The organism is Streptomyces sp. NPDC002754, assembly GCF_053592315.1.
On the sequence record NZ_JBSFVM010000003.1, the window covers coordinates 446,986 to 470,750 of the forward strand.

The window sequence follows — 23,765 nt, forward strand, 5'->3', positions numbered from 1 at the left end:
CTGTGATCGACCTGGACCGCGCCTGGGACGTGCACCCCCAGGTGTCGGTCAGGCCCGAACCCTTCGGCGCGCTGCTGTACCACTTCGGCACGCGCAAACTGTCCTTCCTCAAGGACCGGGGACTGCTCGCCGTCATCCAGGCGCTCGCCGACTCGCCCACCGCACGCGCCGCCTGCGTGTGCACCGGCGTCGGTGACACGGACACGGCTCGGTACGCGCGCGCCCTCGCCGTCCTGGCCCGCTCGTCGATGCTGGTCGAAAGGAGCCCGACACCGTGACGACCTCAACTCCCTTGGCGGCCGAGCCCGGTGCACGCCTGGTGGACCTGTTCGAGTACGGCCTCGACGCGCCGATCTGCCTCACCTGGGAACTCACCTACGCCTGCAACCTGTCCTGCGCCCACTGCCTGTCCAGCTCGGGCCGCCGCGATCCGCGTGAACTGTCCACCGCCGAGGCCAAGGCCGTCATCGACGAGCTGGAGGCCATGCAGGTCTTCTACGTCAACATCGGCGGCGGCGAGCCGACCGTGCGCCCCGACTTCTTCGAGCTGCTCGACTACGCGACCGCCCACCACGTCGGCGTCAAGTTCTCCACCAACGGCGTGCGCATCACCCCGGAGGTCGCCCGGCGCCTCGCCGCCAACGACTACGTCGACGTGCAGATCTCCCTCGACGGTGCCACGGCCGAGGTCAACGACGCGGTGCGCGGGGCGGGTTCGTACGACACGGCCCTGCGGGCGATGCGCCATCTGTCCGACGCGGGCATGAAGAACTTCAAGCTGTCCGTCGTCTGCACCCGCCACAACATCCCGCAGATGGACGACTTCAAGGCGCTCGCCGACCAGTACGGCGCCCAACTCCGCCTCACCCGCCTTCGTCCCTCGGGGCGCGGGGCCGACGTGTGGGACGAGCTGCACCCCCTGCCCGCCCAACAACGGCAGCTCTACGACTGGCTGGTGGCACACGCCGACCAGGTCCTCACCGGCGACTCCTTCTTTCATCTGTCGGCCTACGGCGAGCCGTTGCCCGGCCTCAACCTGTGCGGTGCGGGTCGCGTCGTGTGTCTCATCGATCCCATCGGTGATGTGTACGCCTGCCCGTTCGCCATCCACGACGAGTTCCTCGCGGGGAGTGTGCGCGACGCCGGCGGCTTCGCGGGTGTGTGGCGCGAGTCGGAGCTCTTCCTCCGGTTGCGTGAGCCGCAGCAGGGCGGGGCCTGCGCGTCCTGCACGTTCTACGACACCTGCAAGGGCGGCTGCATGGCCGCGAAGTTCTTCACCGGCCTCCCGCTGGACGGCCCCGACCCGGAGTGCGTCCAGGGGTACGGGGAGCAACTCCTCGCGGAGCGGGAGCGGCACGGCGCCACGATCCCGAAGCCGTCCGGTGACCACTCCCACCGCACCGGCCCGGTGACCGTGCCGCTCATGCGGAGGCCACCCGTGTCGGACTGCGACGAGAACCCGGTAGCAGGACTCAACCCGGCCACCTGACGACGAGATCGCTCGACGCTGCGATCACCAGCGTCACGCTCACCCGATGAGGAGACAGCCGCCCCATGGCAAGAAACCCATGGTTCGAAACGGTCACCGAGGCCCAGCGGCGCGCCAAGAAGTACCTGCCCAGCAGCGTCTACGGCGCCCTGGTCGCCGGCTCGGAACGCGGCCGCACCATCAACGACAACATCGGCGCGTTCGCCGAACTCGGCTTCGCACCAAGGGTGGTGGGCCACCACGCCGAACGGAACCTGACGACCACCGTGCTCGGCGTGGAGTCCGCCTTCCCGGTGCTGATCTCGCCGACCGGTGTGCAGGCCGTCCACCCCGACGGCGAGGTCGCCGTGGCCCGCGCCGCCGCCAACCGGGGCGTCATCATGGGGCTGAGTTCGTTCGCGAGCCGGTCCGTGGAGGACGTCGCCGAGGCCAACCCGAACACCTTCTACCAGATGTACTGGATGGGCAGCCGCGACTCCATGGTGCAGCGCATGGAGCGCGCCAGGGCGGCCGGCGCCAAGGCGCTCATCGCGACCCTGGACTGGTCGTTCTCCAACGGCCGCGACTGGGGCAGCCCGCCGATCCCCGAACGCGTCGACCTGCGCACGGCCGTGAAGTTCGCGCCCGACGTGCTGCCGCACCCGCGCTGGCTCCTCGCCTACGCGAAGTCCCGCCGCCTCCCCGACCTGACCACGCCCAACCTCCAGGCACCCGGAGGCCGGGCCCCCACCTTCTTCGGCGCCTACGGCGAGTGGATGCAGACCGCGCCGCCCACCTGGGACGACGTGGCGTGGATGCGCAAGGAGTGGGGAGGCCCGTTCCTGCTCAAGGGCGTCAGCAGGGTCGACGATGCCAAGCGGGCCGTCGACGCGGGTGTCACCGGCATCTCGGTCTCCAACCACGGCGGCAACAACCTCGACACCACCCCCGCCACCATCCGCCTCCTGCCGTCCATCGCCGAGGCGGTCGGCGCCGACATCGAGGTCCTCCTCGACGGTGGTGTGCGGCGCGGCGGCGATGTCGCCAAGGCCCTCGCGCTCGGCGCCCGCGCCGTCCTCATCGGCCGCGCCTACCTGTGGGGTCTGGCCGCGAACGGGCAGGCGGGCGTGGAGAACGTCCTCGACATCCTGCGCGGCGGCCTCGACTCCGCCGTCCTCGGCCTCGGGCACGCCTCCGTCGACGAACTGGGCCCGGACGACCTGGTGATCCCGGACGGCTTCACCCGCACCATCGGGGTCCCGCGTGCCTGACCCGGTGGACCTTTCCGTACGGCGAGGAGTCGCCATGAGCCTCCCGCACGGATACGTCGTCGCGCTCGACCGGCACACCCGCGTCCTCGACGGCGGGCGCGCGCTGCTCGGCGGCCACCCGACGCGGCTGCTCCGGCTGACACCGCGTGCCCGCGCACTCCTGACCGGGCGCACCCTACGGGTACGCGACCGGGCGGGCGCGGTGCTCGCCGACCGGCTGCTGGCCACCGGCCTCGCCCACCCCGTCGTCACCGAGCTGCCACGCATCGACCCGCGCGGCACGGTCACGTACGTCATCCCCGTACGCGACCGCCCCGACCAGCTGAACCGCGTGCTCGCGAGCATCCGCGCCACCACGACCGACGCCCCGGTGATCGTCGTCGACGACGCCTCGCACGAACCGGCCCCCGTCGCCGCCGCAGCAGCACACCACCACGCGCGCGTGCTCCCGCTCACCGACAACCTCGGGCCCGCCGGCGCCCGCAACGCGGCGCTGCGCGAAGTCACCACGCCGTACGTGGTGTTGGTCGACTCGGACGTCGTCCTCGGGCCCGACACGGTGGACGTCCTGTTGCGCCACTTCGCCGACCCGGCCGTCGTGATGGCCGTCCCCCGGATCACCGCCCTGCCGGGCCCCGACGCCGAGCGCTGGCTGGGCCGCTACGAAAGCGCCCGCTCCTCCCTCGACCTGGGCCGCCACCCGGCCGCCGTACGCACCGGCACCCCCGCCTCCTGGGTCCCCAGCGCCTGCATGCTCGTCCGCACCGACGCGCTCACCAAGGCCGACGGCTTCGACGCCGGGATGCGGGTGGGGGAGGACGTCGACCTGTGCTGGCGGCTCACCGGAGACGGCGGACGCATCCGCTACGAGCCCGCCGTGCGGGCTGCCCACGAACACCGGGTGGAACTCGCCGACTGGTTCCGCCGAAAGGCCCTCTACGGCACCGGCGCGCACCCCCTGGCCGGCCGCCACCCCGACAACATCGCCCCCGCGATCCTCGCGCCGTGGAGCGCCGCCCTGCTCGTCGCCCTGCTCGCCCAGCGCCGCTGGTCGCTCCCGGTGGCGGGCGGACTCGCGGCCGTCGCCACCGTCCGTAACGCCGAGAAACTGAAGGGCATCGAGCACCCTCTGCGGCACGCCGCCCGCCTCACCGCCCTCGGCACACTCTCGTCGCTCACCCAGGGCACGGCGCTGCTCACGCGCCACTGGTGGCCGCTGACGGCCGTGGGCTGCCTGGCCTCGCGCCGAATGCGCCGGGCCACGGCCGTCGCGGCGGTCACCGACGTCGCCCTGGAGACCTTCGGACACGGCGCGGAGCCCACCCGCCTCGACCCGGTCCGCTACACCGTGGCCCGGCGCCTCGACGACCTCGCGTACGGCTCAGGGGTGTGGCTCTCGGCGCTCAAGGGCCGCTCTACGGCCGCGTTGCGTCCGCGGGTCGTGCGGGCCGCTCGGCCCCGTTCCCCGCTTCCTCACCCGCGCGCATGTCCCCGTGGAGACGCGCGACCCCGCCGCACACCAGCGGCATGACCAGCGGCGCCAGCATGAGCAGGGCCACCGCCGTGGGGAAGATGATCATCAGCACGCCGGTCATCCACACGTTGTCGTCGTTGAGCCACAGCATGCCGAGCCCGGCGTAGTGGTTCAGGGGACCGGCCGCGAACAGGACCACTACGTAGGCGAGCACGGCCGCCGCGCAGGACATCAGCCCCAGCCCGAACGTGCGCAGGCGGGCGCGGCGTGTCAGCACCCAGGAGCGGTACACCGCGACGAACGGGTTCCGGCGCTCCAGTACGGTCTCGGAGGTGGCCCCGGACAGCCGGAACCAGAGCAGCGGCCCGAGGGTCCAGATGACGATCGGCAGCACCCAACCCACCAGCGTGTACTGCCAGGACGCCGTCTCGCCCAGGGGCGTAGGTTCGACGCCGGGCACATCGTGGCTGTCGACCAGGATGAACAGGAAGAGGCCCGCGAACACCACGACGGCCACGAAGACGCCGGTGAGGAAGTTGGTCACGACAGCGGCGAACAGGCGCGGACGGGTGCGCCGCCACAACTCGCCGACGGACAGCGGCCCGCCGTCGCGCCGGGCATGCGCGCTGCCGACCGCGTACGCGCTGTGGAGCACGGAGACGACGAGCAGCCCCAGCAGGAGGAACACCGGCGCCGTCACGGCCCCGACGGCCCGCAACGGGTCCAGGCCCCCGTCCGCGTACGCCACGTAGGAGTCCTCGTTGGCTATGTTGCGGTCCGCGTACTCCCGGACGTGTCCGAAGCCGTCCCATGCCGCGGCGAACGCGCCGGCGAGGATCGCGAACCCGAGCACGGCTGTGGCCAGCGACACCCAGAGGGTGAAGCGGTACAGCGTGCCCCGGTAGGGCCTGACGTCGTTTTCCATGGTCGGGCCCTACCTCCGTGCGGAACCGCGGTCGCGTGCTTGTGGCGATCAAGACGCGACATGTGACGCGTGGGGTTCCCGGTAGACGGATTCCGGTTCAGCGCACCCCGTCCTCGTGCACCATCCAGTGCACGAACCGGTGCAGCGGATACATCCCGTCGTGCGGACTGCCGATGGTGCTCGGCCCCGCCTCGCCGAGGCGTACGACCCGCTGCGCGCCGCAACTGGCCAGCCGGTCACGGTAGTCGGCCATCCGGTCGAACGGGTGGAAGCCAACCGTCTGCGTGGCGACGGTGACACCACGCAGCGCGTCGTCGAGCGAGTCGACCCGCACCACGTTGGCGACCTTGTTGATCGGATGGAAGTCCACCGGCTCGTCCGACCGGATCACCACGCCGCTGCCATCGGCCCGCCCCCAGACCCGGAACTCGTCGTCGAGCATGCGCAGCGCCTCGATCCGTTCGCGCAGCTCCATGTCGAGCGGCCGGGTGTCTCCGGAGGCAGCCGCCTTCGCCGTGATGTGTGCGTGCAGACGTACGCAGAACCGGTCCGCGTCGTCCCGTTCCCCCTCCACGTACAGGAACCGGCTGGCGACACAGGCTTCCTGGCCGAGCACCATCACATCGGTCGCGGCGAGTTCGGCGGCCCGCTCGATCGTGTCGTCGGTGGCGAGCGCCTCCTTGCCGAGCATCGAGATCGATGTCTTGGGATCGAATGACACCAACTGGAAGCCGGGGCCGAGGTACTTGACGACATTGTCGATGGCGTCGCCGCCGCCCCATGCCACGATCTTGTCGAAGTACTGCGGGCGGTACAGGACCCGCTCCACGGACTCGTCGCCGCCGCGCCAGTACGCCGCCGACATGGATGCCACGACGGGATGTGCGGGGTCGATGTCGGCCATGGTGCGCAGGATCGCGACCGTCGTGAACGGGTCGCTCGACGACATCTTGAACAGATTGACCGCCTTGACCAGCGCTCCCTGCGCGATGGACTTCACCGCGACGCCCGGAGAGTTGCCCGGCAGCACATGGATCAGCCGCGGAGCGAAGGCCCGCACGAAGCTCGTGCGGCCGGTGAAGTCCTCCTTGGGCACCCACGAGTCCAGCGCCCTGGGGTCGGGGAAGTTCTCCTCCACCACAGTGCGCAGCAACCGTGCGTCGAGATAGGAGGAGGCGTGCCTGACCTGCTCCTCCAGGACCGTCCGGGGGAGCGGGTGGGTGGCGGACATGCGGTCGATGCAGTCGGCGAGGAACGGGTTGTCCGGGGCCCGCAGCCGCTCGCCCGTCTCCACGAGGAAGTCGATGATGTCGGTCAGTGGCACGTCGAGCAGGGGTGGTACCTCGCCGCGCGGATGCACCGCCCGGTCCAGGTCCAGGGTCGGCGTGGCGAAGGCGACGCCCAGGTCACGGGAACGGTGGGCGACGTCCTGCCCCTCGTACAGCCGCCCGCGCAGGAAGAACGGTGCCGCGACGGCGGACGAGGAGTGGGTCCCGGCGGCCGTCATGACACACCACGCACATACGCGTCGACGGTGCCGGCGCACCCGATCTTGTCGTCGCCCGCGAGGTCCGCGTAGCGCACGATGTCGTTACGGATCGAGGGCCCCGACGCCCCGCAGGCACACGGGTCGAGGGTGAGGGAAATCCGGTCGCCGGTGATGACACCGCCCCAGCGCCCGTCGAGTGCGAGGTCGAAGAACGCGGCCCGCCCCTCGACCTCTCCGCTGTCGTGCGGGAGGAGGTGTTCCCCGGACTCGTCGAGCACGAGCGGGACCACCCAGGGCGGCACGTGATAGCGGTCGCCGGCGCGGCATTTGGGCATGCCGGAGTTCAGCTCCTGCATCGAGTAGTTCTGGAAGTTCCGGTCGGCCGGGATGCCGAACGTGTCGTGAACGAACTCCTGGTAGTCGGGCGGGAGCTGGGCGCGCTTGAGGCCGCCACCGACGTAGAGACAGTTGTCCGGGTGGAAGTCCTTGCGGGAGCAGCCCATGTCCCGTACGAGCTGCGCCACTTGGTACAGCGCGTTCCACATGCCGGAGATGTAGAGCTTCTCCGAGCGGTGCTCGATCAGGGTCTCGGCGGCCGTCGTCATCGCCTTCTCCAGCGCCTCCTGGCGCCGCGCGGCCTCGCGCTCGAAGTCCGCAAGTTCCTCGGGAAGCGCGGCGCCCTCGGCGATCTTCCTGCGGAGCAGGACCGTACGGGTCAGCGAGCCGACGGTGATGGGTGGCAGCGGCAGCCGGAAGCGCGGCTTGGCCGGGTCCCCGAAGGCCCGCTCCTGCGCCTCGGCGATCACCATGTTCTTCGGTACGGCGGCCGTCGGGGCGATCCCGATCATGCGGCGGTCGCCCGTCGGCCGGACGCCGGAGCCCCACGAGAACACGCCCACGGTGTCCTTGCGGGACCAGTCCATGTCCCGCTCGGTGGCGAGCAGCATCGCCGACTTGCCGGTCGTGCCGCTGGAGCAGGAGACGTGGTGGCCGTGCTCGCCGAGCCGCGCGATCCACTCGTCGATCCGGTCGCTGCCGTCGAGGTCCGAGGTGTCGAGCGGGGTGATCGGATACGGCGAGACGGTCCCCAGCCACTTCGAGAGCCGGTCCCAACGCCCCTGCGTCAGGAAGCTCTCCGGGTAGCTCTTGTAGACGCTGTGCGGGAACAACAGCGGTACCACATCGGCCGGTTCGCGGATTTCGGAGGTGCCGGACTCGCCGGCGCGGTGGCCGAGGAGCTTGATGCGTTCCTTGCGGTCCTGGAAGTGTTCGTCCAGGGCGGCGAGCTGCGTGGCCCGCAGATCGCGGGCGGAGTGGGCGAAGCGGTCGGAGGAGTCGACGAGCGCGGTCAATTGGTGTGTTGCGGTTGCTGAGGTCACGGGGAACACCCTTCGGTTACACCCTTCGGTGAATAGCAACTCGCCCGTATCATTTGCATGGTTCGGGGCCCGTGCGCAAGTGTTTCGTTCAAGCCCCTGCGGCGATTGAGCAGCGGGGTCCGGGGCGGAGCCCCGAGGAAGCGGCAGGTGAGAACGCCATGACGGACAAAGCCACGGCACCCCGCGTTCGAGCGGGCCGCCCCACCCGCGAACAGGCCGAGGCCCGCCACCAGGAGCTGCTCGACGCCGCCCTCGACCTGTTCCTCGAGCACGGCTTCGAAGTGACGACGATCGAGATGATCGCCGCCCGCGTCAGCATGACCAAGCGCACGATCTACGCCCGCCACCCGGACAAGGCGACCCTGTTCCGGACGGCGATCCAACGCGCGATCGAGCAACAGATCGTGCCGCCGCACGTACTCGAGGCCCTGGATCGCGGCGAGTTGAGTGCGACCCTCGAAGCGATCGCCCGACTCCGCATCGAGCAGATCGCCGCCCCGCACGGACTGCGCCTGCAGCACCTCATCAACGCCGAGAGCCACCGCTTCCCGGAGATCTTCACCGCGTACGTCGAGCAGTGCGCGAGGCCGCTGATCGACCACGTGGCAGCGGTCCTCCAACGGGCCGTCGACAAGGGCGAGATCGCCCCGACCCACGTGGACCATGCGGCATCGGCGTTCATGAGCATGGTGGTCGGCGGCCCGGTCCGCGCCATCGTCGGCGGCCTGGCCCCCACCCGGCAGGAACTCGACGCGAAGGTCGGTTTCGCGGTGCGCCTGCTGCTCGACGGGCTGCGGCCCCGATAAGGCTGGACAAGCCTCCGCCGCCGACGTACGGGAGTCTTACTTCCGTAAGGTGAGAATGTTATTCTCGCTGCGCGACGCCGGGTGCGACACCCGGCTAGAAGGAGCCGCCGCATGGACCAGCCCACGGATCAGATCCTGTACGAGGCGAAGGACGGCATCGCCACCATCACGCTGAACCGCCCCGAGGCAGCCAACGCCCAGTCGATGGACCTGCTCGACGCGCTCGACGCGGCGTGGACGCGGGCGGCCGAGGGCGACGACGTACGCGTGATCGTGCTGCGTGCGAACGGCAAGCACTTCTCCGCGGGCCACGACCTCAAAGGCACCTCGCACACCCCCGACAAGATCACCCTGGAGCACATCTACGGCCTCGAGTGCCACCGCTACCTCGGCTACTCGCTGCGCTGGCGCAACGTGCCGAAGCCGTCCATCGCGGCCGTCCAGGGCAAGTGCATCGCCGCCGGGCTGATGCTGTGCTGGCCGTGCGATCTGATCGTGGCGGCCGAGAACGCCGAGTTCTCCGACCCCGTGGTGCGGATGGGGATCAGCGGCGTCGAATACCACGGACACACATGGGAGTTGGGCCCGCGCAAGGCAAAGGAGATCCTGTTCACCGGGCGGGCGCTGACGGCCGACGAGGCCGAGCGGACGGGCATGGTGAACAAGGTCGTCCCGCTCGACGAACTCGACGGCGCGACACGCGACCTGGCGGAGCGAATCGCACAGATGCCGCCCTTCGGCCTGCGCCAGGCCAAGCGCGCGGTGAACCAGACGCTCGACGTGCAGGGCTTCCAGTCGGCCCTGCAGTCCGCCTTCGACATCCACCAGACCGGCCATGGCAACGCCCTCAGCGTCGACGGGTACCCGATCCTCACCCGCCTCGACGACATGAAGAAGCACATCAAACAGTCCTGAGCGAGCACACCGGCACACGAACAACAGGGCCGGCACACGAACAATAGGTAGGGAGAGAGCCCATGGCTTCGCGCACACTGCCGTACCCCCTGTTCGACGCGGACAACCACCTGTACGAGACCGAGGAGACGCTGACCAGGTACCTGCCCGACCGGTACCGCGGCGCCATCCAGTACGTACAGGTGAACGGCCGCACGAAGATCGCGGTGCGCGGCCAGATCAGTGAGTACATCCCCAACCCCACCTTCGACGTGGTCGCGCGCCCCGGCGCCATGGAGGACTACTTCCGGCACGGCAACCCCGAGGGCAAGAGCCGCCGGGAGATCTTCGGCGACCCGATGCGCTCGGTGCCCGCCTTCCGTGAGCCCGCGCCGCGCATGAAGCTGATGGACGAGCTCGGCATCGACAGGACCCTGATGTTCCCCACGCTCGCCAGCCTCGTCGAGGAGCGCATGCGGGACGACCCGGAGATGATCCACGCCGTCGTGCACTCGCTCAACCAGTGGCTCGACGAGGTCTGGTCGTTCAACTACCACGATCGCATCTTCACCGTCCCGGTCATCAGCCTGCCCATCGTCGACAAGGCCATCGAGGAACTCGACTGGTGTGTCGAGCGCGGCGCCAAGGCGATCCTGGTGCGTCCCGCGCCTGTGCCCGGCTTCCGTGGCTCGCGGTCCTTCGCGCTGCCGGAGTTCGACCCGTTCTGGAAGCGTGTCGTCGAGCACGACATCCTCGTCACGATGCACTCCTCCGACAGTGGCTACGCGAAGTACAGCAGCGACTGGGAGGGCGCGGGCGGCGAGATGCTGCCGTTCAAGACGAACGTCTTCCGGATGATGGACCAGTGGCGGCCGGTGCAGGACGCCGTGGCCTCGTGGGTGTGCCACGGCGCCCTCTTCCGCTTCCCCGAGCTGAAGATCGCCGTGATCGAGAACGGTTCCGACTGGATCGCGCCGCTGCTCCAGAACCTGGCCGACGTCTACAAGAAGGCCCCCGAGGGGTTCGCCGGCGACCCGGTGGAAGCGGTCAGGCGCAACATCCACGTCAGCCCGTTCTGGGAGGAGGACCTCGGCGCACTGGCCGACCTCATCGGCGAGGACAAGGTGCTGTTCGGCTCCGACTACCCGCACCCGGAGGGCCTCGCGGAGCCGACCAGCTACGTGGACGCGCTGGCGCACATGGACCTGGAACGTCAGGCGAAAATCATGGGCGGGAACCTGGCCCGACTGCTGAAGGTGTGACGACCGGCAGGGAGGCCGAGATGCTCTTCGAGTTCGACTCGGATCAACGGCTGTGGCAGCGAACCGTCCGCGACGCCGTCTCCAAGGAGTGCCCGGCGGCGTTCGTCCGGTCCGTCGCGGACACCGGCGCCGACCCCACGCCGCTGTGGCGTACGTACCGAAAACTGGGCTGGACCGAACTCGTCGACCCCGCTGACGCGGTCGAACTCGGCATCGTCCTGGAGGAGTTGGGTCACGCCGTGGACCCGACTCCGTATCTGGCGGCCATGACGCAGTTCGCACCGCTCGCCCCGGCGGCGACCGGTGACGGTGCGAGCGGCGCCGCCGTGTTCTCCGGGGTGACGGCCCGCGCGGACGGGGGCGGCTGGCTCCTCGAAGGCACCGCCCGCCACGTGCTCGACGCTGACCGTGCCGAGTGCCTCGCGGTGGTCACCGACGCCGGGGTCTTCGTGGTGCCCGCCGAGGCGGTGACCGCCACGCCGCTGCACGTCTTCGACCCGGTGCTGCACGTCGCCGACGTGACTTTCGAGGGCGTGCGAGTCGGCGCGGCGGACCGCAGCGGCGCCGACCCGGAGTACGCCCGGCACCTCGCGCTCGCCGGACTCGCGATGACGACGGTCGGCGCCTGCCGCCGCATCCTCGACCTGACCCTGGAGCACGTCCGAGGCCGCCACCAGTTCGGCGCCCCGATCGGCTCGTTCCAGGCCGTCCAGCACAAGGCCGCCGACATGCACGTGGCGATCGAACGGGCCCGCGCCCTCGCCTACTTCGCGATGATGACGATCGCCGCCGACGACCCGCGCCGCCGCCTCGCCGCCGCCATGGCCAAGGCGTCGGCGGGGGAGTGCCAGGCCCTGGTGTTCCGGCACGGTGTCCAGCTGTTCGGCGCGATGGGCAACACCTGGGAGAACGATCTGCAGTTCGCGCTCAAGCGCGCCAAGTCGGGCGAACTGATGCTCGGCGGCGCCGCCGAACACCGCGCCGTGATCGCCGACATCGTGGGGGACGGCCATGCGCATCAGCTTTGACGACGACACCGAGGCCTTCCGCGCCGAGTTCGTGGCCTTTTTGGAGGCGAACCTGCCCACCGAGGCCGAGGCCACCGAACGCTCCCGCTCCAGCGCGCACATACCCGAGTGGGCCCGCCGCTGGCAGCGCACCCAGTTCGACGCGGGCTGGCTGCTGCCCGGCAACCCGCCCGAGTTCGGCGGCCGCAATGCCACCGTGCTCCAACGGTACGTACACCTGGAGGAACTCGGCCGGCGCCGCATCTACCACAGCTTCAATCCGCAAGGCGTCGGCATCATCGCCGCCTCCCTGCTCTCCTTCGGCACCGACGAGCAGAAGCACCGCTGGGCCGTCCCCATCCTCCGCGCCGAGATCACCGCGGCCCTCGGGATGAGCGAACCCGGCGCCGGATCCGACCTCGCCTCTCTGCGCACTCGCGCCCAACTCTCCACCGACGGCACGTACTTCACGGTCGACGGGCAGAAGGTGTGGACCTCTGGCGCCCACGACGCCGACGTGCTCCTCGCCTTCGTGCGCACCGACCCGGACGCCCCCAAGCACAAGGGGATCAGCGTGCTGCTGATCCCGACCGACACCCCCGGTGTGACCCGCCGCCCCTTCGCCTCCTTCACAGGCCCCGAGGACAAGGACTTCAACGAGGTCTTCTTCGAGGGCGCACGGGTGCCCGCCGACAACCTCGTCGGCCCGCTCCACGAGGGCTGGCGGGTGGCCAACGGCTCGCTCGGCCACGAACGCACACTGATGTGGCTGGGCGACGCCGAGCGCATGAGCGACCTGCTGCGCGACTTCCGACCCACCACCGCGCTGGAGAAGGACTGGTACGCGACCCTCGCCATGGACCGGCAGGCACTGACCCTGCTGGGCCAGACCGCGCTCGCGCGCGCCGCCCGCGGAGAGACGGACGTCCCCTCGCTGTCCGTCCTGAAGGTCCTCGGCTCGGAGGCCTCCCAGAAGGCCTTGGAACGCGCCCTGGAAGCGGCAGGCCCTGAAGGTCTCATCCACGGCACGGACAGTGCGCCGTACTGCCACATGAGCTTCGACGACGCCTTCGCCAGCTGGTTCCACCGCTACGCACGCAGCTTCGGCGGCACCATCGCGGGCGGCACGTCCGAGATCCAGCGCGGCATCATCGCCCAGCGCGTGCTCGGACTGCCGCGCGGCTGAGGAACGTACGGGGAGGGGTGTCCTGGCCGGACACCCCTCCCCGCCGCGCTGAGACGGGTGTGTCCGCTCAGCCCGCGTACGTCGTGCCGAACGCCTCCAGGAACTCCAGGGTCGCCGCCGTCGACTCGTGCGGACAGGACACGGCCACCCACGTCACCCCGGCCTTCTCCAGTGCGGCGAACGCCTCCCGGTGGCGGTCCGCGTCGAGGGCCGGTTCCGTGAGGCCGTCGTCGCGGTACGAGTGCAGTACGTCGACGCTGTCACCGCGCCCGGCGGCCGCCGTGGCGTCACGTACCTCCCCGATCGCGCCCGCCAGTTCGGACAGCGGGCCGAGCGTCGGCGTCCGGGCGGTCGTGCTCAGTTCGGCGCCGCCGGACATCGGCATCCAGCCCTGTGCGCGCTCGGCGGCCCGGCGCCGGCTCAGCCGCGAGTTGCCGCCGATCCACACCGGTATCGGCTGCTGGGCGGGCCGCGGCAGGGCCTGCGCCTCGCGGACGTTGAAGTGCCGGCCCTCGTAGCTGAACGGTTCGCCGCTCCAGTGCAGTGGCAGCACGTCCAGTACCTCGTCGAAGAGTGCGTTGCGCTCCTCGAAGTCGACGCCCATCGCGTGGAACTCGCCCTTCAGGTACCCGGCTCCGAGCCCCAGGATGAGCCGCCCGCCGGAGAGCCGGTCGAGCGTCGCCGCCTGCTTGGCCAGCAGCAGCGGATTGCGGTACGGGGCGACGGCGAGGTACGTCAGCAGCCGCAGCCGGCTGGTCACGGCCGCCGCGTGGGAGAGCGCGATGAAGGGGTCGAGCGTCTGGTGCCCGCCGTGGTTCAGCCAGCGCGCGCCGGGCGAGGGGTGCTCGCTGAAGGAGAGCCCGGAGAACCCGAACTCGTCGGCAGCTCGGGCCACTTCGGTGAGTGGTCCCGCGTCCAGCAGGTCGCCGTCCGGTCCGTGCGCCTCCGGGTAGTGAAACAGGAATCGCATCGTCACGCATCCTCCGGTTCTGTGCGGAACTGTCGGCCGTACGGCCCCTGTGGTGGGCCCGTACAGGGTCGCACCCACGCGGGCCGCTTGACGCACGATCAGTCGAGAGAATACCGTTCTCACATCGAGAGATCGAGGTTATCCAAGGCTTTCGGGTGTCATCGGGCGTCATTGGACGCCAGTGGTGCAGTCGGACTGGAGGGTCGGACCCCATGCCGCATTTCAAGAAGCCCGCCGAGGGCAGCTGGACCGAGCACTTGAAGATCGGCACGGAGCCGATCAGTTATGAGGACTCCATCTCGCCCGAGCACTACGAGCTGGAGCGGGACGCGATCTTCCGCAGGACATGGCTGAACGTCGGCCGGGTCGAGCAACTGCCGCGCAAGGGGAGCTACTTCACCAAGGAGCTGGACGCGGCCCGCACCTCGGTGATCGTGGCGCGTGGCACCGACGACGAGATCCGCGCCTTCCACAACGTGTGCCGCCACCGCGGCAACAAGCTGGTGTGGAACGACTTTCCGCGCGAGGAGACCAGCGGCGTGTGCCGCCAGTTCACCTGTAAGTACCACGCCTGGCGCTACGACCTCGAGGGCAAGCTCGCCTACGTGCAGCAGGAGGGCGAGTTCTTCGACCTCGACAAGTCCGAGTACGGGCTCAAGACCGTGCACACGGAGGTCTGGGAAGGGTTCATCTTCATCAATCTGGACCCGGGCAACACCACGCCGCTGCGCGAGTATCTCGGCGAGTTCGCCAGGGGCATCGAGGGCTACCCGTTCCACAAACTCACACAGGTGCACAAGTACCGCGCGGAGATCGGCGCCAACTGGAAGCTGTTCATCGACGCGTTCGCCGAGTTCTACCACGCGCCGATCCTGCACTCCGGCCAGTACATGGCCGAGGAGGCCCGCAAGATCCAGAAGTACGGGTACGAGGGGCTGCACTACGACACCGACGGCCCCCACTCGATGGTCTCCTCCTGGGGCGGCATCGCGCCCCCGCACGACCGCAAGATGGTCAAACCCATCGAAGCGGCCCTGGAGAGCGGCCTGTTCGGGCCCTGGGACGCCCCGGACATCGGTGTGGAGACGGCGGATCTGCCCTCGGCCATCAACCCGACCCGCGACAAGCGGTGGGGCATGGACTCGTTCGTGTTCTTCCCGAACTTCATGCTGCTGATCTGGCGGCCCAACTGGGTGCTGACCTACCACTATTGGCCGACCTCGTACAACACCCACATCTTCGAGGGCACCTGCTACTTCGTGCCGCCGAAGAACGGGTTCCAGCGGATCCAGCAGGAGCTGGCCGCGGTGTCGTTCAAGGAGTACGGGCTGCAGGACGGCAACACCCTCGAAGCGACGCAGACGATGCTGGAGTCCCGCACCGTCGACACGTTCCCGCTCAACGACCAGGAGGTGCTGCTGCGGCACCTGCACCAGTCCGCCCGCGGCTACGTCGACGAGTACCAGGCCTGACCGCTTCAGCGACCCCAGGAGGAGAACCGCATCATGGCGCACGCCACCACTGTCTTTCCCGCCGGTTTCGAGGCCCTGGAGCCGTTCGCGGACTGGGCCGTCCAGGGCGAGAGGGCCCGCTACGCCAAGCGGCTCGCCAGTACCATGGACGAGCTGGACGCCTTCTACAACGCGGCGTTCCCGCTGCTCCAGGCCAACAAGGCCTACCTGGAGCAGGTCGACCTCGACACCATCTCGGAGCAGGACAAGCGGCTCCTGTGGGCGTTCTGCGCGCTGGTGACCGTCGCCTTCCCGGTCGAGGCGTGGCGCCAGCCGCGCGTACCCGACTCCGGCCCGTCCAGCATCGACGCCGTCGTCGAACCCGCCGTCTGACGGCCGCTGTTTCCTGAGCCGCCGCCTTTGTGTGAAGGAGCCCCGCGATGCCCCGCCCGCGCACCCCACAGTCGCCCGTCCTGCTCCGCGCCGCGCGCCTGCTCGACGTCGACAAGGGGGAGTACGTCACCCCCGGTGAACTGCTCGTCGAGGGTGAGCACATCACCCGGATCGCGCCCGACACCCTCCCGGGCGGCACGGTCGTCGTCGACCTCGGCGATCTGACCCTGCTGCCGGGCCTGATGGACATGGAGGTCAACCTGCTGCTCGGCGGGCCCGACCACCGCAGTCCGCTGATCGCGGTGCAGGACGACCCGGCGGTACGCACCCTGCGGGCGGTGGCCAACGCACGCAGGACCTTGCGCGCCGGGTTCACGACGGTGCGCAACCTGGGCCTCTTCCTCCAGACCAACGGGTTGTTGCTCGACGTCGCCCTGAAGAAGGCCATCGACCACGGCTGGATCGAAGGACCCCGAGTCGTGCCGGCCGGGCACGCGATCACACCCACGGGCGGGCACCTGGACCCGACGATGTTCCAGGCGTTCGCCCCGCACGTGCTGCCGTTGACGGTGGAGGAGGGGATCGCCAACGGTGTCGACGAGGTGCGCAAGGCGGTGCGCTACCAGATCAAGCACGGTGCGTGGGTCATCAAGGTGTGCGCGTCGAACGGCGTGATGTCGCACACCGGCCCGGCCGGCGCCCAGCAGTACTCCGACGACGAACTGCGCGCCATCGTCGACGAGGCCCACCGCGCGGGACGCAAGGTCGCCGCGCACTGCATGGGCGAACAGGCGGTCACGGCCGCGCTCGACGCAGGCATCGACTGCATCGAGCACGGCTTCCTCACCAGTGGCGAGACCCTCGACCGGATGGTGCGGCAGGGCACCTTCCTGGTCGCCACCACCTCCCTCAACGACGAGATGGACACCTCGCACGCCGACCCCGAGCTCCAGGCCAAGGCCGCCGAGACGTTCCCGAAGGCCCGCGCCACCATCTCCGAGGCCATCCGCCGCGGCGTACGGGTGGCCTGCGGCTCCGACGCCCCGGCCATCCCGCACGGCCGCAACGCGAAGGAGCTGATCGCGCTGGTGAAGCGAGGCATGTCCCCGCTCGACGCGATCCGCGCCGCGACGACCGTCTCCGCCGACCTCATCGACGTCGACGACCGCGGCCGCCTCGACACGGGCCTGCTTGCCGACGTCATCGCCGTCCCCGGTGACCCGCTGACGGACGTCGCGGTGACGGGCGACGTCCGCTTCGTGATGAAGGGCGGGACGATCCACCGGGGCGGTGCGGCGGAGGCCTGAGCCCTCTTACGACCGGGCGAACGGCGACACCACATGCGGCAGATCCGTCGTCGTCCGGATCCCCGGCTCCGCCGCACACACCCACGGCACCGCGTTCACCGCGCGATTGGCGGTGTACGAGGGGTAGGTGGCCGCCGCGTTCTCCGGGGCGACGGGGAAGCGGATCGTGACGTCGAGCGGGGCGTCGCCGTCGACGGTGAGGCGCCACCCGGTGTCCCGCAGCTCCCAGGGCCGGTCGAGTTCCGTCGTGCAGTACCAGGCCGCCCGGAACCGCAGCACATCCCGGCTCCCTTGCTTCCAGGCCACCGTGACGCGCTGCGCCGCCACGGAACCGGCCTCCAACACCCCGGCGGCGATCGTCGTACGCGAAAGGGCGTGCGCGAACTCGCCGTGCACCTGGGCCCGTTCGACGGGCAGCCCGAGCGTGTCGGCCACCACCCGCAGCGACGGCGCGAAGCTCGCCTTCAGCGAGGCGAGCCGCCGCTCGTCGAAGGTGTCGCCTCGCCCGCCGAACCCCATCACGTCGAAGAGCAGCCCCGGGGACGGACGCCGCGACAGGTCGGCGAACTCCTCGATCAGCAGCCCGTCGAGCCGCCGCTGCACGGACGCGAGCACCAGCGGCAGCGCCTCGGTGACGAAGCCGGGGCTGCTGCCGGTGCTGTGGATGCTGCTGCCGCCCTCGGCGCAGGCGGCCTCGATCCGCCGCCGCAGGGACTGGTCCATGGCGTCGGGGTGGTGGAAGTCGGTGCGGGTGGAGACGACGTTGATCCCCGCCGACAGCAGCGCGCACACCGCGTCGGCGTCCAGCTCGCGCGGCGTGTAGAGCACGCAGTCCGGCTTGAGCCCGAGCACGTCGGCCGGCTCGGTGGTGGCGCGGACGCCCAGCGGCGCGAGACCGCACAACTCACCCGCGTCCAGGCCCGACTTCTCCGCGCTGTGCACGAGCACGCCCACCACATCCAGCTGGGGATGCTCGGCGCCGCCGCGCAGCGTACGACTCCCGATGTTGCCGGTCGCCCACTGGACGACACGGTACGACGACTCGCGTCCCGGTTCCGTCATGACGAGAACGGTACTCTCGTGAAACAAGAAGCGTAATGCCGTGACGGTGGGTCATTCGGTAGGGTCTCAGGCCCTGCCCGAGACTCCGCCCCGGCAGAACTCCCAGACCTCTTCGGCGGACACCTGCGTCGACGTGCTGCCGGCCGGGACGCCCGGGGTCTGCGCGGTGAACATCGCCGTCTGCATCACCAACGACGCCGCGCGCCGCGGCTTGTCCGCCCGCGCGTCGCCCGACTCCACGGCTTCCTCGACGAGTTCGGTGAACAGGTCGAGCAACGGTACGTGCGCGGTGGCCACTTGCTCCGGGTGGGTGCCCAGGAGCTGCATCGCGAAGTCGGTGAACAGCGGGCTCTGCCGGCCGGGACGTGGCAGCGACTGCTCGTACAGCATGTGCACCGCGACGCGCAGCCGTTCGAGGGGCTTCCTCTTGGCGGCGGTGGCGGTGCGGATCTCGTCGGCCGAGCGCCCCAGGGCGTCCTCGAACAGGGCGAGCAGCAACTCGTGTTTGCCGTCGAAGTGCTGGTAGAAGCTGCGCAGCGACTGCTTCGACTGCTCGACGACCTCCTGCACGGTGAAGTCGGTGGTGCCCTTGGCGGCGATGAGCTCCTGTGCCGCTTCGAGGAAGCGCTCGATCCGCTGTTCGGCGCGGAGCTTGGCCGCGCGCGTGGACCGCTCGATCGCGCGCTGTCGCCAGACGGGCGGAGTGGGCTCTGCGGGTGCGGCGTTCATCTGCGGAACGATACTCGACTCAGTTGAGAAGCGGGTGGCTTCCACCTACCGAATCGGGTACCGCAAGGGCGGGAACGCCGTTCTCCCTCAGTGCTTCAGGAGCGTGGCCAGGGCTGGCCGCTCAGCCGCTCGATGCTGGTGTTGAAGCGCTGGAGATAGCGGGCGAAGTTCTCGACGTCGTCCGCCGACCAGTCCTCGAAGACCCTGTCCAGCTCCTGGACGTGGGTCTCGCGCTCCTCGTCGAGATGCCGCTCGCCCTCCTCGGTGAGCCGGAACTTGCGGGCCATGCCGCCGTCCGGGTCGGGGATCCGCTCCAGGAGCCCGGCCCGCATCGCGCTCGCCGTCTGCCGGTTGAGCGTGGAGGCGTCGAGCAAGAAGGCGTCGCTGAGCTGGCCGATGGACATCGGACCCTGTGCCTGGATCCGGCTGAGCATGATGTACGCGCTGCGCTCCAGGCGGTCGGCCTGGCGGCGGCGCTTCTCGCTGCCGAGCTGATGTCGGCCCAGCACCATGTGCTCGAACTCGACCAGGTGCGATGGCTTGTTCATGTACGTGCGTCCTCCTGGGTCGACCGTATCGCAGAGCGTTATGTGTACCACGCATGTAATATGCACGATACATATCATGTGTATGATGCATACTACTGTGCACGCTGAAGCACACCCTGAAAAGAAAAGATTGAGGAGCCCTTCATGGATGCGCCCCAGTCGAGCGGTCGGTCGGGCGCCATCGTCGCCACCCTCGCGCTCGCAGGCACTGTCGCTGCGATCATGCAGACGCTGGTGACGCCGCTCATCGCCGAACTGCCGCAGCTCCTGGACACGTCGTCCTCGAACGCGGCGTGGGTGGTCACCGTCACCCTGCTCGTCTCCGGTGTGTGCGTGCCGGTGTCCGGTCGCCTCGGTGACCTCCTCGGCAAGCGACGCATGATGCTGATCTGCGTCGTCCCGCTGATCGTCGGCTCGGTCGTCTGCGCCCTCTCCTCCTCCGTCGTCCCGATGATCATCGGTCGCGGACTCCAGGGGATGGGTATGGGCATGGTGCCGCTCGGGATCGCGCTGCTGCGCGACGTGGTGCCGACCGAGAAGCTCAGCGGGTCCATCGCGCTCGTGAGCGCGTCCATGGGCATCGGCGGCGCGATCGGACTGCCGATCGCCGCGGCCGTCGCGCAGTACGCGAACTGGCGCGTCCTGTTCTGGGGCTCCGCCGTCCTCGCCGTGGCCATCGGCGCGATGATCTACGCGATCGTGCCGGACGTCCCGGCCGCCGCCAAGGGGCAGCGCTTCGACGCCCCGGGCGCCATCGGCCTCGCCATCGGTCTCGTCTCGCTGCTGCTCGCGGTGTCCAAGGGCGCCGACTGGGGCTGGGGCTCGGGCACCACGCTCGGCCTGTTCGCCCTCGCCGTGGTCTCCCTGCTCGTGTGGGGCCGCTACGAACTGCGTACCCGCGAGCCGCTCGTCGATCTGCGCACCACCGCCAGGCCCCGCGTGCTGTTCACCAACGCCGCGTCGATCCTCATCGGCGTCGGCATGTACTCCTTCATGCTGATCGCGCCGCAGCTGCTCCAGTTCCCCGAGGCCACCGGCTTCGGCCTCGGGCAGTCGATGCTCGCGGCAGGTCTGTGGATCGCGCCCGGTGGCGTCATGATGATGCTGATCTCGCCGCTCGGCGGAAAGCTGATCAACGCCCGCGGCCCGAAGTTCGCACTCATCCTCGGCGCTCTCGTGATCGCCCTCGGCTACGGTGCGGCGCTGCCGCTCATGGGGACAGCCTGGGGCATCATGCTCGCCGGCGTCATCATCAACAGCGGTGTCGCCCTCGCCTACGGCTCCATGCCCGCCCTGATCATGAGCTCCGTGCCGCTCTCGGAGACGGCCGCGGCCAACGGTTTCAACACCCTGATGCGTTCGCTCGGCACCACGATCGGCTCCGCCGTGATCGGTGTCGTCCTCGCGCAGATGACGTTCTCCATGGGAGGCGTCTCGATCGCGTCCGAGGGCGGCTTCCGTACCGGCCTGGCGATCGGCTGCGGCGTGGCCGTGCTCTCCGCCGTCGTCGCGACGTTCATCCCGGCGCTGCGCAAGGGCGAGGGCGAGTCGGCGGGCGGGCGCGAGCCCGTGACCGATGAGGCCCCGGCGCGCGCCTGACCATCGGCGGCCCGTACGGCCTCGAATCCGTCCTCCGCGGCGGAGTGGTTGACGAAGTCCCTACTTCCCCCTGGACGTCACCCGCTCCGCCGCGGTCCAGTGCTCGTCGGAGACCCACAGGCGCGCGAAGGCGCGGGCCGCCTCGCGCGGCGGGCAGCCGCTCGGCCGCGTCACGCGCTTGATGGACCGCGCCGGCCGGTGGGCGAGGGAGTGCGCCAACTCCCGCCACCCTGCCTCGAACCCGCCCCGCGGCAGCACCCGGTCCACAAGGCCCTCCCGCTCCGCCTCGCGCGCGCTCAGCACCTGCCCCGACCCGGCGAGCAGCAGCGCCCGTCCCGGCCCGACCAGCGCGGCGAGCCGCTCGGCTCCGCCCCATGCCGGCATGATCGCCAGCGCCACCTGGTTGAAGGCGATCCGTACGTCGTCCGCGGCGACCCGGATGTCCGCGGCGAGCGCGAACTCGGCGCCGCCGCCGAAGGCATGGCCGTTCAGAGCGGCGATCACCGGCCCCGGGAAGGCGGCCACGCGGTCGCAGATCGCGCGCATCCGCAGCGCCATCCCCATCGCGGCCTCCTCGGTGCGCAGCGCTGCCAGCTCCTTGAGGTCGCCGCCCGACACGAACGCCTTCTCGCCCGCCCCCTTGATGACGAGCGCGTGCGTCGTGCCCTCCCGCTCCGCCTCGGTGACGGCGTCGAGCACCTTCTCCAGACGCTCCATCGTGGCGGGCCCGATCGCATTGCGCGCGTGCGGGCGATCGATGGTGACGACGGCGAGCGCACCGTCCAGTTCGAGGTCGACCATGCGAAGCCCTTCGGAGAGATCGGCGCGGATCGTGGTCGCGTACAGCGTATGGAACATAGCTTCTCTATCTGAGAGAGTTCAATTCTCACGCGTGCTCAGTGCGTACAGGTGTATGCCACGAGGAGGTTGGTTTCTTCCATGCCGACGATCCCGGTCACCGCGCTCAGGACGATCCCCCCGGAGCTGACCCAGCGCTACGAGACGGAGGGCTGGTGGACCCGCGAAACCCTCGGCGAGGCCCTGACGGAACGTCTGGGGGTGGCCTCCGAGGCCGAGTTCAGAGTGCACTCGCGCGTACGCCCGTGGTCAGGAACCCTCGGCGACGTGGAGCGCGCGGCGCGGCGGCTCGCGGCCGGGCTGCGCGAGCGCGGCGTCGGCCCCGGTGACACCGTCGCGTTCCAGCTGCCCAACTGGAGGGAGGCGGCAGCCGTCTTCTGGGCCTCGGCGTTGCTCGGTGCGGTGGTCGTCCCGATCGTGCACTTCTACGGCCCCAAAGAGGTCGGCTACATCCTGCGCTCCACCCGGCCCAGCGCCTTCTTCGCCGCCGGGCGCTTCGGCCGCCAGGAGTTCGACCCCGAACTCAGCGCCGGCGTACCGATCGTGGGCGTGGTCGGCCGCGACTTCGACGACCTCCTCGCCGCCGAGCCGATGGACGGCTTCCTGTCGACGGACCCGGCCGCGCCCGCTCTCATCGCCTTCACCTCCGGCACCACCCGCGACCCCAAGGGCGTGGTGCACAGCCACCAGACGCTGCTGTGCGAGACGCGCCAGCTCTCCGCCGCCTATCCGCCGGACCGGGGCAACCAGCTCACGGTGGCGCCCGTCGGCCACTTCATCGGGATGGTCAACGCGTTCCTGATCCCCGTGCTCGACGGCTCGCCGATCAACCTCGGCGACGTATGGGACCCGGCGCAGGCACTCGACCTCATCGCCCGCGAGAACCTGGTCGTCGGCGGGGGAGCGACGTACTACATGACGAGCCTGCTCGACCACCCCGACTGCACACCGGCACACATCGCCCGCCTCAAGTACGCGGGCCTCGGCGGCTCCGCCGTCCCGTCGGCGGTGACGACCCGTCTGGAGGGTCTGGGTATCACGGCGTTCCGCTCGTACGGTTCGACCGAGCACCCCTCCGTCACCTGGGCCCCGTACGACGGCCCCGCCCGCGTCCGGCTGCACACCGACGGCGCCCCGCTGGACGGTGTGGAGCTGCGGCTCGACGACGACGGCGAGATACTCACCCGCGGCCCCGACCTCTGCCTCGGCTACACCGACCCCGAACTCACCAAGTCGGCCTTCGACGCCGAGGGTTGGTACCGCACCGGCGACGTCGGGGAGGTCGATGCGGACGGCTGCCTGACCATCACCGACCGCAAAGCCGACGTGATCATCCGGGGTGGCGAGAACATCAGCGCTCTGGAGGTCGAGGAGGTGCTGCTCGGCATGGACGGCGTCGCGGAGGCCGCCGTGGTCGCCGCGCCCGACGCCCGCCTCGGCGAGCACGCGGCCGCCGTGCTGCGCATGCTGCCCGGCCAACCCGCCCCGGGGCTAACGGAGGTGCGGATGCACTTCGAGCGGGCCGGCATCGCACGGCAGAAGTGGCCGGAGGAGGTGCACGGCGTCGAGGAGTTCCCGCGCACGGCCAGCGGCAAGGTGAAGAAGTTCGTGCTCCGCCAGAACCTGCGGAAGGACATTGCCCCGCCCGTTCGGTGAGAATACTATTCTCACCGTCTGCCAAGGAGGA

At 70.0% G+C, this 23,765-nt stretch carries 22 protein-coding genes; 14 read left to right on the forward strand and 8 right to left on the reverse strand.

The genetic code is table 11. From position 1 onward, the window contains the following. The first annotated feature begins 2 nt into the window (after nucleotides 1-2). The 4 genes from mftB (at nucleotide 3) to mftF (ending at nucleotide 4,270) form a co-directional block, all read left to right on the forward strand. On the forward strand, nucleotides 3-278 hold the full coding sequence (mftB, locus tag ACWD2L_RS11845) for a mycofactocin biosynthesis chaperone MftB (RefSeq protein ID WP_451189253.1): 276 nt from the start codon (nucleotides 3-5) through the stop codon (nucleotides 276-278). Then, entirely contained in the window at nucleotides 275-1,489 is a 1,215-nt protein-coding gene (gene mftC, locus ACWD2L_RS11850) for a mycofactocin radical SAM maturase (protein WP_451189256.1), read from the forward strand. The genes mftB and mftC overlap by 4 nt, the downstream gene beginning before the upstream one ends. Nucleotides 1,490-1,554: 65 nt before the next feature. Continuing rightward, on the forward strand, nucleotides 1,555-2,739 hold the full coding sequence (mftD, locus tag ACWD2L_RS11855; RefSeq protein ID WP_451189258.1) for a pre-mycofactocin synthase MftD: 1,185 nt from the start codon (nucleotides 1,555-1,557) through the stop codon (nucleotides 2,737-2,739). Nucleotides 2,740-2,773: 34 nt separating this feature from the next. Continuing rightward, nucleotides 2,774-4,270: a mycofactocin biosynthesis glycosyltransferase MftF gene (gene mftF, locus ACWD2L_RS11860; RefSeq protein WP_451189261.1), complete on the forward strand. Its 1,497-nt coding sequence runs from the start codon at nucleotides 2,774-2,776 to the stop codon at nucleotides 4,268-4,270. On the opposite strand, the gene ACWD2L_RS11865 is transcribed toward mftF, so the two are convergent. The 3 genes from ACWD2L_RS11865 to ACWD2L_RS11875 all read right to left on the reverse strand — a co-directional run bounded on the left by ACWD2L_RS11865 (nucleotide 4,155) and on the right by ACWD2L_RS11875 (nucleotide 8,006). Continuing rightward, nucleotides 4,155-5,138 (reverse strand): hypothetical protein, encoded by a 984-nt coding sequence (locus ACWD2L_RS11865; protein WP_451189264.1) that lies wholly within the window; start codon nucleotides 5,136-5,138, stop codon nucleotides 4,155-4,157. The two genes, mftF and ACWD2L_RS11865, sit on opposite strands and share 116 nt — an antisense overlap. Nucleotides 5,139-5,235: 97 nt before the next feature. Further along, entirely contained in the window at nucleotides 5,236-6,645 is a 1,410-nt protein-coding gene (locus tag ACWD2L_RS11870) for an acyl-CoA reductase (RefSeq protein ID WP_451189267.1), read from the reverse strand. Beyond that, on the reverse strand, nucleotides 6,642-8,006 hold the full coding sequence (locus ACWD2L_RS11875) for a hypothetical protein (protein WP_451189269.1): 1,365 nt from the start codon (nucleotides 8,004-8,006) through the stop codon (nucleotides 6,642-6,644). Before ACWD2L_RS11875 ends, ACWD2L_RS11870 begins: the two co-directional genes overlap by 4 nt. Nucleotides 8,007-8,164: 158 nt before the next feature. On the opposite strand from ACWD2L_RS11875, the gene ACWD2L_RS11880 reads away from it, so the two are divergent. The 5 genes from ACWD2L_RS11880 to ACWD2L_RS11900 all read left to right on the forward strand — a co-directional run bounded on the left by ACWD2L_RS11880 (nucleotide 8,165) and on the right by ACWD2L_RS11900 (nucleotide 13,161). Further along, nucleotides 8,165-8,812, forward strand: a complete 648-nt coding sequence (locus tag ACWD2L_RS11880) for a TetR/AcrR family transcriptional regulator (RefSeq protein ID WP_451189271.1) — start codon at nucleotides 8,165-8,167, stop codon at nucleotides 8,810-8,812. A 111-nt stretch (nucleotides 8,813-8,923) separates the two neighbouring features. Then, a complete protein-coding gene (locus ACWD2L_RS11885) occupies nucleotides 8,924-9,727 on the forward strand; it encodes an enoyl-CoA hydratase (RefSeq protein WP_451189274.1) in 804 nt (267 codons plus the stop codon). A gap of 62 nt (nucleotides 9,728-9,789) precedes the next feature. Beyond that, complete coding sequence (locus ACWD2L_RS11890; RefSeq protein WP_451189277.1) at nucleotides 9,790-10,968, forward strand: amidohydrolase family protein; 1,179 nt, start codon at nucleotides 9,790-9,792, stop codon at nucleotides 10,966-10,968. After that, nucleotides 10,965-11,996 carry an acyl-CoA dehydrogenase family protein gene (locus ACWD2L_RS11895; protein ID WP_451189280.1) on the forward strand — a complete coding sequence of 344 codons (1,032 nt, stop codon included), beginning with the start codon at nucleotides 10,965-10,967 and terminating at the stop codon, nucleotides 11,994-11,996. The genes ACWD2L_RS11890 and ACWD2L_RS11895 overlap by 4 nt, the downstream gene beginning before the upstream one ends. Then, nucleotides 11,980-13,161, forward strand: a complete 1,182-nt coding sequence (locus tag ACWD2L_RS11900; RefSeq protein ID WP_451189282.1) for an acyl-CoA dehydrogenase family protein — start codon at nucleotides 11,980-11,982, stop codon at nucleotides 13,159-13,161. The genes ACWD2L_RS11895 and ACWD2L_RS11900 overlap by 17 nt, the downstream gene beginning before the upstream one ends. 67 nt (nucleotides 13,162-13,228) lie before the next feature. On the opposite strand, the gene ACWD2L_RS11905 is transcribed toward ACWD2L_RS11900, so the two are convergent. After that, the gene (locus ACWD2L_RS11905; RefSeq protein WP_451189284.1) at nucleotides 13,229-14,131 is read right to left on the reverse strand and encodes an LLM class F420-dependent oxidoreductase; all 903 of its coding nucleotides are present in this window, start codon (nucleotides 14,129-14,131) and stop codon (nucleotides 13,229-13,231) included. A gap of 212 nt (nucleotides 14,132-14,343) precedes the next feature. On the opposite strand from ACWD2L_RS11905, the gene ACWD2L_RS11910 reads away from it, so the two are divergent. The 3 genes from ACWD2L_RS11910 to ACWD2L_RS11920 are packed head-to-tail and all read left to right on the forward strand — an operon-like array spanning nucleotide 14,344 to nucleotide 17,282. Then, entirely contained in the window at nucleotides 14,344-15,603 is a 1,260-nt protein-coding gene (locus tag ACWD2L_RS11910; RefSeq protein WP_451189286.1) for an aromatic ring-hydroxylating oxygenase subunit alpha, read from the forward strand. Between the two features lie 33 nt (nucleotides 15,604-15,636). Then, complete coding sequence (locus ACWD2L_RS11915) at nucleotides 15,637-15,975, forward strand: hypothetical protein (RefSeq protein ID WP_451189288.1); 339 nt, start codon at nucleotides 15,637-15,639, stop codon at nucleotides 15,973-15,975. A 47-nt stretch (nucleotides 15,976-16,022) separates the two neighbouring features. Further along, a complete protein-coding gene (locus ACWD2L_RS11920) occupies nucleotides 16,023-17,282 on the forward strand; it encodes an amidohydrolase family protein (protein WP_451189290.1) in 1,260 nt (419 codons plus the stop codon). Between the two features lie 6 nt (nucleotides 17,283-17,288). Here the strand turns inward: ACWD2L_RS11920 and ACWD2L_RS11925 are convergent, their stop codons facing one another. From ACWD2L_RS11925 to ACWD2L_RS11935, 3 genes are all read right to left on the reverse strand, one after another. Then, a complete protein-coding gene (locus ACWD2L_RS11925; protein ID WP_451189294.1) occupies nucleotides 17,289-18,344 on the reverse strand; it encodes an NAD(P)H-dependent amine dehydrogenase family protein in 1,056 nt (351 codons plus the stop codon). 66 nt (nucleotides 18,345-18,410) lie between these two features. Beyond that, nucleotides 18,411-19,073 carry a TetR/AcrR family transcriptional regulator gene (locus ACWD2L_RS11930; protein WP_451189296.1) on the reverse strand — a complete coding sequence of 221 codons (663 nt, stop codon included), beginning with the start codon at nucleotides 19,071-19,073 and terminating at the stop codon, nucleotides 18,411-18,413. A 95-nt stretch (nucleotides 19,074-19,168) separates the two neighbouring features. Continuing rightward, nucleotides 19,169-19,621: a MarR family winged helix-turn-helix transcriptional regulator gene (locus tag ACWD2L_RS11935; protein ID WP_451189298.1), complete on the reverse strand. Its 453-nt coding sequence runs from the start codon at nucleotides 19,619-19,621 to the stop codon at nucleotides 19,169-19,171. Between the two features lie 144 nt (nucleotides 19,622-19,765). On the opposite strand from ACWD2L_RS11935, the gene ACWD2L_RS11940 reads away from it, so the two are divergent. After that, a complete protein-coding gene (locus ACWD2L_RS11940) occupies nucleotides 19,766-21,220 on the forward strand; it encodes an MFS transporter (protein ID WP_451189300.1) in 1,455 nt (484 codons plus the stop codon). Nucleotides 21,221-21,280: 60 nt separating this feature from the next. Here ACWD2L_RS11940 and ACWD2L_RS11945 read toward each other — a convergent pair whose 3' ends face one another. Then, nucleotides 21,281-22,078: an enoyl-CoA hydratase/isomerase family protein gene (locus tag ACWD2L_RS11945; protein ID WP_451189302.1), complete on the reverse strand. Its 798-nt coding sequence runs from the start codon at nucleotides 22,076-22,078 to the stop codon at nucleotides 21,281-21,283. An 81-nt stretch (nucleotides 22,079-22,159) separates the two neighbouring features. Between ACWD2L_RS11945 and ACWD2L_RS11950 the strand changes: the two genes are divergently transcribed. Beyond that, nucleotides 22,160-23,734 (forward strand): AMP-binding protein, encoded by a 1,575-nt coding sequence (locus ACWD2L_RS11950; RefSeq protein WP_451189304.1) that lies wholly within the window; start codon nucleotides 22,160-22,162, stop codon nucleotides 23,732-23,734. The last annotated feature ends 31 nt before the right edge of the window (nucleotides 23,735-23,765 follow it).